A 16,130-nucleotide genomic window follows, 5' to 3' on the forward strand; every position below is an offset into this window, starting at 1 on the left:
ATTTAGGTCGGGTTCAATTCCTTTCTTTCATATTTAGTAAGAAAGCTCAGAGCTCGAGTTCAATTTCTCGAACACCCTTGTTCCTTTCTATAATTTTCATGTAAATCTTTAGAGGCTATTTTCTATACTCTGCTTCACTTGATCAAACTCTTCATCTGACAGAGTAAATATTAAATCCTCTTCAGCATGCTCGTTCTGTTCTTTAAAATAGTTGTCCATATTCTCTGCCAATCCTAAACCGAGAATCACTTTTCTTGCAAACTCTTGATGTGCAAAACCGATAGCCGTAATGATTTGTTTATCTTGCACAGCCAGTTTGGGTTGGAAATTCTCACGTGGAAGAAATTCAAAATAGTCAAAGAAGTTTTGCCAAATTCCACCTGTAAATTTCGTGTCGTTCAACAAACCTGCTTTTGCCAATAAAAGAGGCGCTGAAGAAATTGCTGCAATTAGGATATCTTGCTCATCAAGACTTCTCAAAAACGAAATCAATTTCTCATCTTGTAGAGCAGGACCTATATTTACCATTCCTGGCAAAATCACACAAGAATAATCTTCTATACGGATTTGATCCAATGTTTTCGTCGGTTGACAGGGCAAACCATCCTCAGAGATCACCATCGAATGCTCAGAAGCTACATAATCAATCGTGATATCAAAAGACAGAGCTAAAGTACTCGTTAAAGTGATTATCTCATAAAGAGAAAAATTAGGATAAATGATACAAAGTACTTTTTTCATACGCAACATCCTCTATTTTACCGAAAAACAGAGGCTGGGTTGCAACCTCTGGATTTCTTCTTATCATTACGACGTTCTAAAATAAAGTCAATTATACTTTGTTTTAGAACTAGTAAGGCGTTTAGGCAAGTCGCCATAGCGATTGCAGTCGAATGACAAACTCTTTAGCTATTTGTCATTCTTAACTACCTCACTCTCCTGATTTTCAAGCTCGGGATAAAATAGTCCACTGGACTATTTTATTTCTCCGTAAACTCTCCGTCTACGACGTCATCGCCTGCGTTTCCTGTTGCTTGTTCACCTTCTGCTCCTGCTTGAGCTTGTTGGGCTGCTGCGGCTTGTTCGTAGAGTTTCACAGCAAGTCCTTGAGCTTTTTCGTTCAATGCTTCAAGTTTTGCTTTCATTTCGTCCAAGTTGTTGTCTTCTTGCGCTTTCTTAAGGTCATCAAGGGCAACTTGGGCAGCATCACGTTCTGCGTCAAAGCCCTTACCTTCAGTTTCCTTGATTGTCTTTTCAGTAGCAAAGATTGCTTGGTCTACTTCGTTACGAAGGTCAACTTCTTCTTTACGTTTCTTATCTGCTTCAGCGTTTGCTTCTGCATCTTTCATCATACGGTCGATTTCTTCGTCAGTCAAACCTGAGTTTGATTGGATGACGATTGTTTGTTCTTTTTGAGTTCCAAGATCTTTGGCCTTAACAGATACGATACCGTTCTTGTCAATATCAAATGTTACTTCGATTTGAGGAATTCCACGAGGTGCAGCTGGAATGTCAGTCAATTGGAAACGTCCAAGAGTCTTGTTGTCTGCTGCCATTGGGCGTTCACCTTGAAGAACGTGGATATCAACGGCTGGTTGGTTATCTGCTGCAGTTGAGAAGACTTGTGATTTAGAAGTTGGAATAGTAGTGTTGCGGTCGATGAGTTTTGTGAAGACGCCGCCCATTGTTTCGATACCAAGTGACAATGGAGTTACGTCAAGAAGGACAACGTCTTTGACATCACCAGTGATAACACCACCTTGGATAGCAGCACCCATAGCAACTACTTCATCAGGGTTAACTGATTTGTTTGGTTCTTTACCAGTTTCAGCCTTAACAGCTTCTACAACGGCTGGGATACGAGTTGAACCACCAACAAGGATGACTTCGTCGATTTCTGACAAGCTCAAGCCTGCATCAGAAAGAGCTTGACGAACTGGAGTTTTTGTACGTTCTACAAGATCACGAGTCAAATCATCAAATTTCGCACGAGTCAGAGTCATTTCCAAGTGAAGAGGTCCAGCCTCACCTGCAGTGATGAATGGTAAGCTGATTTGAGTTGAAGTTACACCTGAAAGGTCTTTCTTAGCTTTTTCAGCCGCATCCTTCAAACGTTGCATTGCCATCTTGTCAGTAGACAAGTCGATACCGTTTTCTTTCTTGAATTCTGCTACCAAGTGGTCGATAATCTTTTGGTCAAAGTCGTCACCACCGAGTTTGTTGTCCCCTGCAGTTGCCAATACATCGAAGACACCGTCACCGAGTTCAAGGATAGACACGTCGAATGTACCACCACCAAGGTCGAATACCAAGATTTTTTCTTCTTTGTCAGTCTTGTCCAAACCGTAAGCAAGTGCTGCTGCAGTTGGTTCGTTGACGATACGTTCTACTTCAAGACCAGCAATTTTACCAGCGTCTTTTGTTGCTTGACGTTGAGCGTCGTTAAAGTAAGCAGGAACTGTGATAACCGCTTTGGTTACTTTTTCACCAAGGTAATCCTCAGCATAACCTTTCAAGTATTGAAGGATCATAGCTGAGATTTCTTGTGGAGTGTATTCTTTACCGTTTGCAGAAACTTTTTCAGAAGTTCCCATCTTAGATTTGATTGAGATAACTGTATCTGGGTTTGTAACTGCTTGACGTTTTGCAGCATCACCAACAATGATTTCGCCGTTTTTGAATGAAACTACAGATGGAGTTGTGCGGTTTCCTTCTGGGTTTGCGATGATTTTGCTTTCAGTTCCTTCAAGAACTGCAACTGCTGAGTTTGTTGTTCCTAAGTCAATACCGATAATTTTAGACATGTTTTTTTCTCCTTGTTAGTTAATTTTCTATTTCTGATATTTCCCTTAAGTGGTGGGGACGTGAGCAACTCCCTTCGGGATTTCATCACTAATTTTTGAGCCTATTGTCTCAAAAATCCCCTGCTTCAGTAGCAAGAGCTACTGAAACTTTCACCACGGCGGGAAATATCTTCCTTGTAAGCCTCCGGCTTGCCTCTTAACTTTCTTCATAGTTTATTGTCGTTTCGGACAAGAGAAGCTACCCTTTTTCTGCTTTAGCAATCCCTCTTGTCCTAATATAAGCATTATAACCACAATGAGGACAAGATAGCCATTCATCTTCACTATTCGCATAGCCGTCCATAAATACAGAAACATTCACACTTCCTGAACATTTATCACATATATTCTTCCCTTGATGATAACGTTGCGCAGTTTCACGATATTCTTCATTTTGTTTCTTATTTTTTTCAAAAATATCTAACATATCTTTCCTCTCTAGTTATACACCACCACCATGGCTGGTCTTAGGATGCGGTCATGGAGTTTGTAGCCTTTTTGGAAGACTTGGGCGATAGTGTCTGCTGGGTGTTCATTGTCTGCTGGGAGAGTTTGGATGGCCATATGGTAGTTATGGTCAAATTCTCCATCAGCTGCGATTTCTTCGATTCCTTCTTCTTTCAAAGCGTGAATCAAGCTCTCTTGCACCATTTCCAATCCCTTTTTGACATCATCTGTCAAACCTTCAACTGCGAGTGCACGTTCTAGGTTGTCGAGCGATGGTAAGATTGCTTTTGCTAAGTCCTGGCTACGATAGCGTTGCAAGTTTTGACGCTCTTCATTGGCACGGCGCTGGATATTTTGCATTTCTGCATGAGCGCGAAGGTATTTGTTTTCGAACTCATCCGCACGTTCATTTGCCAAGTCTAGCTCTGACTTTTCAGGAGTTGTTTCTTCAGTTGTTTCAACAACTTCCTCTTCTTTTACTTCTTCGTTTTTTGTTTCCTCAGACATTTTTCGCCTCCTTTTTAGGAATTTGTGTAATTTCATGTTCAACTCACCTCATAGTGATTACTACTCAAATAGCGGTAGAAATCTGTGAGTTTCATAGTTAGGACTCGATTGACAACATTGAGTTGATTGACCAATTGCTGGTAATCCAGATTGACCGGACCGATAATCGCCAAAATCCCAAAACCTCGATAAGGAATGAGGAACTTACTGCTAATCACTGCTAGATCAGCTAGGCAGGATTCTTGACTATCTGCAACACGAACATTTTGCATCTGATCTTCATGCAGACCTTCACGAATTTCCAAGGCTACCTTCTGTGGTTGGTCAAAAAACTGATAGGCTGCTAGATTGGCAAAATTCAAGAGATTGACCTTGCCCGCCACCACAATGTTTTCATTGAACATTTCCTTAAAAATGTGTTCAAAGAGATCGATAACATTGTCCGTTGTTGTAAAGTAACGCTGGATAATCTGCGGAATCTCCGTCCGAATCTTGTAGTGAATATCCAAAACGGTGTGACCGAGGAAACGTTCCTGAATGATGGTCTTCAGTTTCAGCAAATCCTCTTGCAAGAAATTCCTTGGAATCAGAAACTGACTGGTAACCGTTCGAGACTCGTCTAGGGTGAAAACTGCAAGAGCAGTATGTTGTCCTAGAACGACAATATCGAAAGCTGTCAGGCGCTGTCTACTTGGCTCAACATCCAGAGCCACTACCGTACAGCCACTTAGGTCTGTTAGTAGATTGGCAGCCTCTTGCAGAATATCCTCCAGTTTGAAAAATTCCTGATCAAAGGCTTTAACAATCTCATAAACCTCATTTTCAGCCAGTCGGTCAAAATCCAGTGAATGTTTTACATAGTACTGAAAACCAGCGACACTTGGCATCCGACCACTAGAAGTATGAGCTTTCTCAAGCAAACCTTGCTTTTCTAGAGCCGCCATATCATTACGAATGGTTGCACTGCTAGAGTTAATAGACTCTTGTAGTGCTTTGGATCCGACAGGTTCGTGCGTTTTGGTAAAGATGTCAATAATCAGATTCAAAATATCCTGCTGACGCTCTGTAACCATCTCATCACTCCCCTCTGTCAGATTGATTAGCACTCGATACACCCAAGTGCTAACTTATGATTCTATTATACACCCTTAAAAGAGAATGTCAAGACAAAAACTCAAAAAATTAGCACTCTTTTATCAAGAGTGCTAAAAATCAGTCTAAAGACCTAGAAAAAAAGACCGCCCTCAGGCAATCTTTCTTCTATATTAGTAAAGGTCAAGATAATTATCAACTTCCCATTGTGAAACAAAGGTTGCGTAGCTAGCCCACTCGATACGTTTGGCTTCAAGGAAGCTCGTATAGATGTGGTCACCTAGGGCTGCCTTGACCACTTCATCCTCAGTCAAAGCTTTCAAAGCGTTGTGAAGCGTTGACGGAAGGTCTGTGATTCCAGCTTCCTTACGTTCATCAGCTGTCATGATGTAGATATTTTCTTCTATAGGAGCTGGTGCTTCGATTTTGTTTTCAATACCATGCAAACCAACTTCCAAAAGAACTGCCATAGCGATATATGGGTTTGCCATTGGGTCTACTGAGCGCAACTCAAGACGAGTTCCCATACCACGTGAAGCCGGTACGCGCACAAGTGGCGAGCGATTACGACCAGCCCAAGCAATATAAACAGGCGCTTCATAACCTGGAACCAAACGTTTGTAGGAGTTAACCGTTGGGTTCATGATGGCAGTATAGTTGTAAGCATGCTTGATCAAACCACCAAGGAAATGGTAGGCCGTTTCAGACAACTGCATTCCTTTTGGATCATTTGGATCAAAGAAGGCATTGTTACCTTCTGCATCAAACAAGGACATATTACAGTGCATACCTGATCCGGCGATACCAAATTTTGGTTTCGCCATAAAGGTTGCGTAAAGACCGTGTTTACGAGCAATGGTTTTAACAACAAGCTTAAAGATCTGAATCTTGTCACAAGCGCGGAGGACCTCATCATACTTGAAGTCAATTTCATGTTGTCCAACAGCAACCTCGTGGTGACTCGCTTCTACTTCAAATCCCATTTTGGTCAAGACATTCACGATTTCACGACGCGTATTGTCTGCAAGGTCAGTAGGTGCCAAATCAAAGTAGCCACCCTTATCATTTACCTCAAGAGTCGGATCGCCATTTTCATCGAGTTTAAATAGGAAGAATTCTGGCTCTGGACCAAGGTTGAAGGATTTGAATCCCACTTCTTCCATATGACGAAGTGCACGCTTCAGATTCCCACGAGGGTCACCTGCAAATGGTTCTCCTTCTGTTGTATAGACATCACAGATCAAACCTGCAACACTTCCATTTTCATCTCCCCAAGGGAAGACTGTCCATGTATCCAAGTCTGGGTATAAGTACATATCTGACTCATTGATACGTACAAAACCTTCAATAGAAGATCCATCAAACATAGCTTTGTTTGACAAGACTTTATCTAACTGTTCATCTGTAGCAGGAATTTCGACGTTTTTCATAGTTCCCAGAATATCTGAAAACATGAGACGGATAAAGGTAACATTTTTTTCCTTGACTTCACGACGAATATCTGCAGCTGTGATTGGCATGGGTTTTCTCCTTAATATATGACTACTTGCGATTGCCTAACCGCGACGACCAAAGGAGGACTGCGCTGAAGCAAAGCGTCCCTGCTGGAGGAGTTCATTGTGAAGTGCGCGACGCACTTCCGTCTGACTCACGGCTTTCTTGGACTTCGCCTCGCGTTCAGCATATTTTTTCTTAATGGCAGCGATATTGAAACCTTCAGAAATATAATCTTTGATTTCAAGCAAACGATCCATGTCATTCAAAGAATACATGCGACGGTTCCCTTCGTTTCGATCAGGCTTTATCAACTCTTGATCTTCGTAATAACGAATCTGACGCGCCGAGAGATCGGTTAATTTCATAACACTGCCGATAGGAAAAACAGCCATATTTCGGCGAAATTCTCTTTCCTTCATTTACAATTTCCTTCTTCCTGTCTATTATAGTCTAAAAAAAGACATACGTCAATTGATAATGTCATAAAATATAACATTATTTTCTTTTTTTCTCAAAAAGATTTCTGAAGCGATCAATATCATAATTTACGAGTATTGCGACAAAAACACCCATAAAAGTTTCAAATACACGCGCAAACACGTACAAAATCGTCTCCCCGCTCGGTATCGATAGGGTAATGATCAACATAGCTGCTACACCACCAATAACTCCCGCCTTATTGTTCATGGCGACATTTGTCATAATGGTTAACATGGTGCAGATTGGCACAATCAGCAAGGTCACCCAAAAGGCTTCTTGAAATAAGGTATTTAAGAGGAAAAAGACAAAAGCATAAAAACCTCCGATGCTATTTCCTAAGATACGTGAAGTTCCAAAATGGACACTCTTATCAAAGCTTTCTCTCAAACTAAAGACTGCTGTCAAAGCCCCAATTTGAAGCCCCTTCCAACCAAAAAATCCAAAAATCAAGAGAACTAGAAAAACAGCAATTCCGGTTTTAAAGGTTCGTAGACCAAGCTTGAACTGTGACTTATCAAATTTATATTTTTTAAAATAACCCATAATCTCAACTTTCTATTTCCATTTTATCATAATTTAGTTGATTTTATGAGCCAAAATCAATCGGAAACGTTTTTAATTCAAGCTACAAGAAAAAGAGGAAACAAAGTTCCTCTTTTCATCGTTTCATTTACGAAAGATTATTTTTCTGTAAGTGCAGCCAATCCTGGCAATACTTTACCTTCAAGAAGTTCCATTGATGCTCCACCACCAGTAGAGATCCATGAGAACTTGTCTGCGCGACCAAGGTTGATCGCTGCGGCAGCTGAGTCACCACCACCGATGATTGATTTCACGCCTGGTTGTTTCACGATAGCATCCATCACACCGATTGTACCAGCTTGGAAGTCAGGGTTTTCAAATACACCCATAGGTCCGTTCCATACAACTGTTTTCGCACCAGTCAAAGCTTCGTCGAATTTAGCGATAGATTTAGGACCGATATCCAATCCAAGGAAGCCTGGATCCACTGCTTCACCTTCAGTGTCTTTCACTTCAGTGTAGTCAGCAAATGCGTTTGCTTCTTTTGAGTCAACTGGCAAGATCAATTTACCGTTTGCTTTTTCAAGAAGAGCTTTCGCAACATCCAATTTGTCTTCTTCTACAAGTGAGTTACCGATTTCGATACCTTGTGCTTTGTAGAATGTGTAAGTCATACCACCACCGATAAGAACTTTATCAGCTTTTTCAAGCAAGTTTTCGATAACACCGATCTTATCTGAAACTTTTGAACCACCAAGGATAGCCACGAATGGACGTTCTGGAGCTTCAACTGCTTCTTGGATGTAGGCAATTTCGTTTTCAAGAAGGAATCCAGCAACTGCTTTTTCAACGTTTGCTGAGATACCAACGTTAGATGCGTGTGCACGGTGAGCTGTACCGAATGCATCGTTTACGAAGATACCATCTCCAAGTGATGCCCAGTATTTACCAAGTTCAGGATCGTTTTTAGATTCTTTCTTGCCGTCAACATCTTCGTAACGAGTGTTTTCAACCAAGAGAACTTGTCCATCTTCAAGAGCATTGATTGCAGCTTCCAATTCAGCACCACGTGTAACACTTGGGATAAATTTAACTTCTTGTCCCAATTTAGCAGCTAAGTCAGCAGCTACAGGAGCAAGTGATTTACCTTCTTTATCTGCTTCTTCTTTTACACGGCCAAGGTGAGAGAAGAGGATTGCACGTCCACCTTGTTCAAGGATGTACTTGATAGTTGGAAGAGCTGCAGTGATACGGTTGTCGTTGGTAATCACGCCATCTTTAACAGGTACGTTGAAGTCAACACGAACGAGAACTTTTTTCCCTTTCAAGTCAACGTCTTTAACAGTCAATTTTGCCATTAGATATGACTCCTTCTTTTTTTATACGTGTTAATTATATCACAAAATCAACAAAAGAGATAGAAAAACCTTAAACTTTTCCGGTTCTTTATTGCAACTGAAACTAGTATTTTTTAAATAAACTCTAGAAAGACCTCATCAAATAAGTAATTAAAACAAGGTTTGACCGATCTGCAGTCAAACCTTATTTTTAGTTTTATATGAGAAGATCCAAGAATTCTAAATCCGATTAATCTTCTCTCTTTTTCAAAGCTACAAGTCCATAGCCACTCATCACTCCGAGAAGACCCAGCGCTACTAGACCGGCATCTATTTCTGCCCCAGTATTTGGCAGTTGTTTGCTTGCTTCTTCACCTTTGACAGGCACTTCTGCAGTTGGAGCATTTGTACTTGGTGTAGCTGGAAGTCCCTTTTGCTCTTTAGAGAGGGTATCAGCATGAGGTTTACCTGGACTTGGCGCCACTTCTTTTGTTCCAACTTCTGTGATTTCTGGGATAGCTTCCTTAAGAACTTCAGTTGAACGAAGGGTCCGTTTGCCTTGGGCATCTACTTCTACAAAGCGACGAACTTGGCCTTCCTCTCCTTTTTGGACAAGTTGACGTTGACCTTTGAGGAGGGCTGCATTTGGTCGTTCCTGATGTTCGAAGTCAAGTGGTTTTTCTTCAATTTTAAGAGTTGGTTTCTCGTGAACTAGATCTTTTACACCTTCAGCTGGTTGGTTTCTTGAGAGAACTTTCGTTCCAACTTCGGTAATTTCTGGGAGAGCTTCCTTGACAACTTCAGTCGAACGAAGGGTCCGTTTGCCTTGAGCATCTACTTCTACAAGACGACGAATTTGGCCTTCCTCTCCTTTTTGGACAAGTTGACGTTGACCTTTGAGGAGGGCTGCATTTTGTCTTTCTTGGCGTTCAAAGGATTTTGTTTCTGTTTCAACAACCAGCTCAGGCAAAGCCTCTACTGTAGGAGCTCCTTCGTTAGGATCCATGCTACCAACGTGGTGACTTTCTTCTGCAGGAGCTAGTTTCTTATTTAGCTTTTCTTTCATATCCGCAAAGACTTGAGGAGTTGGCGTTTGTGAAGACAATAAAGCTTCAGCTTGGGCAATCAACTCATCTTGAGAATCTTTTTCACGGACGGATTCGAGCAAGCCTTCCAATTCTTCTCTAGCAGTTTGATAACGTTGATTTCCATCCAAGTCCGCTCCAGCTTGTTTCAATTCATTCAAGGCTTTGTTGACTTCTTCTTGACTGGCATCATGGTTTTCTGCAACAGCTTTCGCTGCATTGAGTTTCTCTGCTAGTACAGCTTGTTTGTCCTCACTTGAGAAGGTATAGGCAAGGGTTGACTGACGGCCTTGGGCAGCAGTGATTTCTTGTTTGAGGTACTCATCGTTGACAGCTGCTTTTGGAGAAACCAAGACATCAAACTCAGTGGTGTGCCCCTTGTAATGCAAGGTCAAGGTCTGACGACCAGTCTTTTGAGCATCGTAGCCCGTGATTTCAACACCTTGATCAGTAAAGCCGTGAGTTTCTTCTGTCTCATCATCATAGAGAACTCCAAAGCGACCTTCTGCAAGATCCAGTTGATCTCCTACTAGATAGTCCGTTTTCGGTTTCTTAGTAATGTACAGACCTGCTACTTCTTTTGGTTTTCCTTCATCTTGACCAGTCACTTGTACCTTTAAATCACCAGTAACTGGAAGTCCAAGGTAGCTGACTGTGAGCTTCTGTTCCCCTTTTTGATGAGCGTCGTATCCAGATACCGTCACACCTGAGTGAGTAAGGTTAATCAGCTCGTCGGCTTGTCCCCCTTCGTATTGAATACGGAGTGTTCCGCCTCTGAGATCAAGTTTTTCTCCCTCTTTATAAACTGTCTTCTTAGGTTCTTTTTCCAGGCTAACCGCAGCAATTTTTCTTTCATCCTGTGGAATCGCTACAGCCAAGGTGTTACTGATTTCTTTTCCAGGTAGTTGAGTACGGTAGTAGAGGAGATTTGGTTGTTTGTCAAAGGCTAATGGTGCTGTTGCCAGATCGCCACCAGTTTCAGACTTCAATGTTGCAATCGGTGTTTGTGAATTCGCCTTGTCGTAAACGGTGATGGTTGCACCTGCTGGAACATCAGAGAAGCCTAGTTGAACTTGATGGTTTCCAAGTGAACGAGCAGCTACCTTAGCCATTGGAATATTTTGACTTTCTGTGTCCAAGGTTTCGTACATCTTCCAGTTGTAGATACGAATGGCCTTCCAAGGTGTTCCGTTATCAGATGTAATGACATGCAAACGCCAGTCTTGAGCGGTGATTGGTTTGTCAAGAGTGATATCTGTAATGTGCGCTTTATTGCCACGAACTTCCTTGGCTAGTTTCCACTCGCCATCTGTATCCTTGTAGTAAAGATCAAAGTCCTTGGTGTTCATCAGACCATCGTTAACAGACTCACCACCAGCTCCCGCATGATCCATTACCCATCTGACAACACGACGTGGTTGGGTCAAACGAATATCGACACTACCGCTCAATTGTCCTGAAGACCACTTGTCTGATAGACTTGTAATCGTACCGTTCAACATGCCTTCGATGCCTTCACCGCCTTCAGTATTTGGGAAGGTGCTACCAATAACCGTTGCACCTGGAACAATATTTTCAGCCAAGGGTCTTGGGAGAGTTGTATCCTGAACCGTCATGCCCCAGTTGAATGACGCAGTTGCAGCTTCTGAACGGAGTCCATTTTTACCAACTGCAACGACTTTTAATTCTTGTGTTGTACCAGTCGCATTAGCAGAACGGCTAACTTTTGGCAAGTAGATAGTGGAAGCAGATGATCCTGTTAACAAACGCCAGTTATCCCCATCTTTTTCGTAGACTTCATAGAAATCTGCATCTTGGTTACCCGCAAACTGGACCACCGCTTCAGCTTCTTGGGCATTCTTGAGAGATTGTTTCACAACAGAAAGTCCCGTCGGCGCTTGTGGTGCTTGGTGATTGTCTGAAATTGTTAATTGACCTAAGTTGAACTGATAATCTTTTACAGCTCCTTCATGTTCGAAGAAGAGTTTGACTGCATAGATGGTTTTACCTGCTAGTGAGCCAAGGTCAAATTCTTCATTTGTCCAGTTATCAGAAAGAGTCAGTTCTTTCGATGCGTCTGCATCCTCAAATTTGTAATCTGGAGTCGTAGAGAAGGCCATATAAACTTTCGAGCCTTTTCCTCCCTTGTGGGCAACACGAAGTTTGGTTTTCTCTGTTACTTCTAGCTTAGTAGAATAAAGTCTCACATCCTGGTCCGTCTTGCCAGCTACATCACCTGAGAATTTAAGGGAGTTCCCACCATTATAGGCATCTGTAAAATCATATTCTGCATGGAGTTTTCCCCCCGTCGAAGTCTGCCACCAACGCCATGTTGGTAAGACACCTGAAACCGAACGGTAGTTCCACTCAGAATCCTTAGAAACTTTACCGTCTACAAACCACTTTCTACCATGTCCTGTATTAAAGGAGGTAGTGAAGGTCCGGCCTACTGCTGGAGTGCGGTCCGCGACCAAATTAGCAATTCCATACCACTCTTTATCACCTGGTTTTTGAGCTGTTGGATCTCCTTGGTAACCTGTAAAGAAGATATCTTCATTCTTGTGGTAGTCTTCACCTGTTTTTCCTAGACTGGTAATGGTATCTGGCGCAAAGAGTCCAAGTGATAAACGCAACTTGCCTTTTTCATCCAAGAGGGCATCCCAGTTGACTTTGGTCTTATAAGAGCCGCCTTGTTGCAATTCCAATCCTGCAAAGACATCATATTGACTACGTTCCAGCCATTTTGCCATCTCTACAGAGTGGTCATTCTTTTCCTTGTTCCAGTTGAAATTGGCAAAGAATTGATCTGCAGGGACCTTGTCACCTTCTTTTTGCATGAACTGGTAGTTGTAATCACCTAGACCATCTTCGTGGTAACGACCGTATTTGTAGGTCATGGCATCGTACCAAGCATACTTGATTGGATGGTTGACCTTAGCTGCATATTCCTTTGTATAGAGCATGAATTGGCGCATTTTTTCACCAAGAGGTGCTACCAATTCCCCCGTTGTTTCTTGGTTAATGAAGTAACCATCAAATCCATAGTACTTAGCGAGATCAACGAGTTTGCGTGCAATTGGGAAGGTGCCATCTTCATCTTGTTTCAAAGCGGCAGCAAATTTTTCTTGGTCGGCAATGCTGTTTGACCAGTTGAAGAAAAGTGTTCCATAAACGGGAACTCCGTTGCGGTGACCGGCATCAATGACATCTGGAGTTGGAACTAGGCCTTCCCAGAAGACCATTGAATCCAAGTATTGCCAGTAGTCAAAAGCATAGGCCTTGAATTCTTCTCCACCAACAGAAGCATGGTCTTTAGCTTTCGAGTTGGTATTTGCTAGCGCCTGAACTTTAGCTCTTCTGCTTGCTTTTTCATTAACCAACTGGCCTCTATGGCGCTTGGCGAGTTCAACTGAGGAACGGTTGATGGAATCATCCTCACGCGCACCCGGTTCCCATTTCAACAAATCTTCCCATGTATCAAATTTGATTTCTTTTGGTCGGAGACTCTTTTCTTCATTTTTAGGAACGTCTGCTAGAGTCGGTTTGTCGGCTTTCTTCTCAGCTACTTGAGGAGCTTCCGCCGGTTTGACTTCTTCTTTTTCAGTTGGTTGAGCAGGTTTTTCAGCATTATCTGCCGGAGCGGGTTTTGCCTCTTCTTTTTCATTAACCAGATCCGTTATTGCTGGAGTGTTTTCTGAAATTGGTTGCTCAGCTACTTTGTTCTCTGTTTCCTCTAATTGTTTTTCAAGGGCTGCAGTATCTGGATTAGCTGTTTCACTAGCGCTTGTAGCTTGGGCGCTCGTATTTGCAGCTGTTTCAGGGACTGCGACTTGTTCAGCAAGAGCTGGGCTTGCAAATAGAGCTGAACCAATCATCAAGGAACAAGCCCCGATTGACAGCTTACGAATACTGTAACGGCAACGTTTTTCAAAAAATAGATCTTTCATCTTATCCTCCTAATAAAATATAAAGTAAGCGCTTTACTTTTTGGTAAAAAGTAACTGTTCTCAGTGCACACCACCAGAACAGGATTATCTTCATTTTATCCTATATGAAAGCGATGTCAATCTATTTAACATAAAAACTATAACTAGGATAAAAATCAGTAAAATTTGGACACAATCCTATAAATCATCTATCTCAAAGGAAATCTATCTCTCATTTTAAAAGAAAGTTCTTGTTTCTCATGAAAACTTCAGCTAAACACTTGTGAGATTTACTTTTATCCTTTAAAATAGAATAGGAGAAATTCCGTTATTATTTTTCGGAGGAAAAAGAAATGTCCATTAATTGGCAGGAAATTTTATTTCACTTTTTAGGTGGTCTGGGACTATTTTTATATAGTATCAAGACCATGGGAGACGGTTTGCAACAAGCTGCTGGAGATCGCCTTCGTTTTTACATTGACAAATATACCAGCAATCCCTTCTTCGGTGTGCTGGTTGGTATCGGTATGACGGCGCTGATTCAATCAAGTTCTGGTGTTACAGTCATTACAGTGGGACTTGTCAGTGCAGGACTTTTGACCTTGCGTCAGGCTATCGGTATTGTCATGGGTGCCAATATTGGAACCACCGTTACATCCTTTATCATCGGTTTTAAGCTAGGAGATTACGCCTTACCTATGCTCTTTATCGGAGCAGTTTGTCTCTTCTTCACCAAGAATCGCTCCATCAATAACATTGGACGGATTATCTTTGGTGTAGGAGGTATCTTCTTCGCTCTCAATCTTATGAGCGGTGCAATGGAACCCCTAAAAGACCTGCAAGTCTTTAGAGACTACATGGTTGAACTAAGTAAGAGTCCTATTCTAGGTGTCTTTGTCGGAACTGGACTGACCCTACTCATTCAGGCTTCATCCGCAACTATCGGTATCTTACAGAACCTGTACGCAAGTGGTTTGATTGACCTACAAGGTGCCCTACCGGTCTTGTTTGGTGATAATATCGGAACGACCATTACAGCCATCATTGCTTCTCTTGGAGCCAATATCGCTGCCAAACGTGTTGCCGGTGCCCATGTCGCCTTTAACGTAATTGGTACGGTTATCTGTATTGTCTTCCTTGTACCTTTCACGGGCTTGATTCAATGGTTTGAATCGGCGCTCAATCTAGCTCCAGAAATGACCATTGCCTTTGCTCACGGAACCTTTAATATTACAAATACCATTATCCAGTTCCCATTCATCGGTGCCTTGGCTTACATTGTGACCAAGCTCATTCCTGGTGAAGATGAAGTTGTCAAATACGAAGCTCTCTACTTGGATGAACAACTCATCAAACAGGCTCCTTCTATCGCTCTAGGAAATGCAAAAAAAGAACTGCTTCACTTGGGGAACTATGCTGCAAAAGCTTTTGACCTTTCCTACGACTACATCGTCAATCTAGATGAAAAACTAGCGGAGAAAGGCCACAAGACTGAAGAAGCTATTAACACAATTGACGAAAAACTCACTCGTTACCTGATTAGCCTTTCAAGCGAATCCTTGAGCCAAAAGGAAAGTGAAATCCTAACCAACATCCTTGACTCGTCTCGTGATTTGGAACGGATTGGAGACCACGCAGAAGGGTTAATCAACCTAACAGACTATCTCCAACGCAAGAATGTTCAGTTCTCTGAGGCCGCTTTGAAAGAGCTAGCTGAGATTTATCACGCTACCACTGAGTTCATCAAAGATGCCCTTGATAGTGTGGAAAATAACGACACTGAGAAAGCTCAAAGTCTGATTGAACGCCATAAAGAAATCAACAATATGGAACGCATTCTCAGAAAGACCCACATCAAACGCCTTAACAAGGGTGAATGTTCTACACAAGCTGGAGTCAACTTTATCGACATCATTTCCCACTACACTCGTGTATCTGACCACGCCATGAACCTTGCTGAAAAGGTCATCGCTGAACAAATCTAATAATCAAAAAGCTATCCTGAATGGGATAGCTTTTTCGTCTCCTCATCAAGAATGTCTTTTCTGACATATAAAAAAATGCTTTGATTCACAGTGGAATCAAAGCATTTTAAAGAGTTCTCCAAACATGATAGCAGAAACTGCAGTGCCTCTGTACTTGGCTTCTTCTCTTTTGATAAAGCGCGCCAAATTGATCAATTCAGGTGCTGGGTGTTTGGGATTTCTGAACAGCTCAAGATTGACCAGACCTGAGAGACGGACTGCTAGTAATTGCTCATTTGTAGTAGGTAGTTTTTTAGCAGTCTCTAGGAGAGCAGCGACTAAATCTTCACTCAAGCCCTGACGGGCATGGTTGTAGAGATCTTTTATTAAGCTTTCTAGATTTACTTCCGCCATTCCGAGCACCTCTCTT

Annotated in this window: 12 protein-coding genes; 1 reads left to right on the forward strand and 11 read right to left on the reverse strand. The window is 42.0% G+C overall.

Going from position 1 to position 16,130, the window contains the following annotated elements:
- Nucleotides 1-108: 108 nt before the first annotated feature.
- The 10 genes from D8801_RS02810 to D8801_RS02860 form a co-directional block, all read right to left on the reverse strand.
- The gene (locus D8801_RS02810; RefSeq protein WP_125847714.1) at nucleotides 109-741 is read right to left on the reverse strand and encodes a DJ-1/PfpI family protein; all 633 of its coding nucleotides are present in this window, start codon (nucleotides 739-741) and stop codon (nucleotides 109-111) included.
- 239 nt (nucleotides 742-980) lie between these two features.
- Nucleotides 981-2,804, reverse strand: a complete 1,824-nt coding sequence (gene dnaK / locus D8801_RS02815; RefSeq protein WP_125847716.1) for a molecular chaperone DnaK — start codon at nucleotides 2,802-2,804, stop codon at nucleotides 981-983.
- A 238-nt stretch (nucleotides 2,805-3,042) separates the two neighbouring features.
- Nucleotides 3,043-3,270 (reverse strand): hypothetical protein, encoded by a 228-nt coding sequence (locus D8801_RS02820; protein ID WP_125847718.1) that lies wholly within the window; start codon nucleotides 3,268-3,270, stop codon nucleotides 3,043-3,045.
- 11 nt (nucleotides 3,271-3,281) lie between these two features.
- Nucleotides 3,282-3,797, reverse strand: coding sequence for a nucleotide exchange factor GrpE (grpE, locus tag D8801_RS02825; protein ID WP_125847719.1), 516 nt, complete (start codon nucleotides 3,795-3,797; stop codon nucleotides 3,282-3,284).
- A gap of 38 nt (nucleotides 3,798-3,835) precedes the next feature.
- The gene (gene hrcA, locus D8801_RS02830) at nucleotides 3,836-4,870 is read right to left on the reverse strand and encodes a heat-inducible transcriptional repressor HrcA (protein ID WP_125848195.1); all 1,035 of its coding nucleotides are present in this window, start codon (nucleotides 4,868-4,870) and stop codon (nucleotides 3,836-3,838) included.
- A 192-nt stretch (nucleotides 4,871-5,062) separates the two neighbouring features.
- Entirely contained in the window at nucleotides 5,063-6,409 is a 1,347-nt protein-coding gene (glnA, locus tag D8801_RS02835) for a type I glutamate--ammonia ligase (protein WP_125847721.1), read from the reverse strand.
- Nucleotides 6,410-6,445: 36 nt separating this feature from the next.
- A complete protein-coding gene (gene glnR, locus D8801_RS02840) occupies nucleotides 6,446-6,805 on the reverse strand; it encodes a transcriptional repressor GlnR (RefSeq protein ID WP_125847723.1) in 360 nt (119 codons plus the stop codon).
- A gap of 76 nt (nucleotides 6,806-6,881) precedes the next feature.
- Nucleotides 6,882-7,409 carry an FUSC family protein gene (locus D8801_RS02845; protein ID WP_125847725.1) on the reverse strand — a complete coding sequence of 176 codons (528 nt, stop codon included), beginning with the start codon at nucleotides 7,407-7,409 and terminating at the stop codon, nucleotides 6,882-6,884.
- Between the two features lie 137 nt (nucleotides 7,410-7,546).
- Nucleotides 7,547-8,746 (reverse strand): phosphoglycerate kinase, encoded by a 1,200-nt coding sequence (locus D8801_RS02850; protein WP_125847727.1) that lies wholly within the window; start codon nucleotides 8,744-8,746, stop codon nucleotides 7,547-7,549.
- A gap of 229 nt (nucleotides 8,747-8,975) precedes the next feature.
- The gene (locus tag D8801_RS02860) at nucleotides 8,976-13,757 is read right to left on the reverse strand and encodes an endo-beta-N-acetylglucosaminidase (protein WP_125847729.1); all 4,782 of its coding nucleotides are present in this window, start codon (nucleotides 13,755-13,757) and stop codon (nucleotides 8,976-8,978) included.
- A gap of 332 nt (nucleotides 13,758-14,089) precedes the next feature.
- Between D8801_RS02860 and D8801_RS02865 the strand changes: the two genes are divergently transcribed.
- On the forward strand, nucleotides 14,090-15,721 hold the full coding sequence (locus D8801_RS02865; RefSeq protein WP_096406070.1) for a Na/Pi cotransporter family protein: 1,632 nt from the start codon (nucleotides 14,090-14,092) through the stop codon (nucleotides 15,719-15,721).
- A 96-nt stretch (nucleotides 15,722-15,817) separates the two neighbouring features.
- On the opposite strand, the gene D8801_RS02870 is transcribed toward D8801_RS02865, so the two are convergent.
- Nucleotides 15,818-16,114, reverse strand: a complete 297-nt coding sequence (locus D8801_RS02870) for a bacteriocin immunity family protein (protein WP_125847732.1) — start codon at nucleotides 16,112-16,114, stop codon at nucleotides 15,818-15,820.
- Between the last annotated feature and the right edge of the window lie 16 nt (nucleotides 16,115-16,130).

It is taken from the genome of Streptococcus oralis, assembly GCF_003943415.1.
Taxonomy (GTDB): Bacteria; Bacillota; Bacilli; order Lactobacillales; family Streptococcaceae; genus Streptococcus; species Streptococcus oralis_BJ.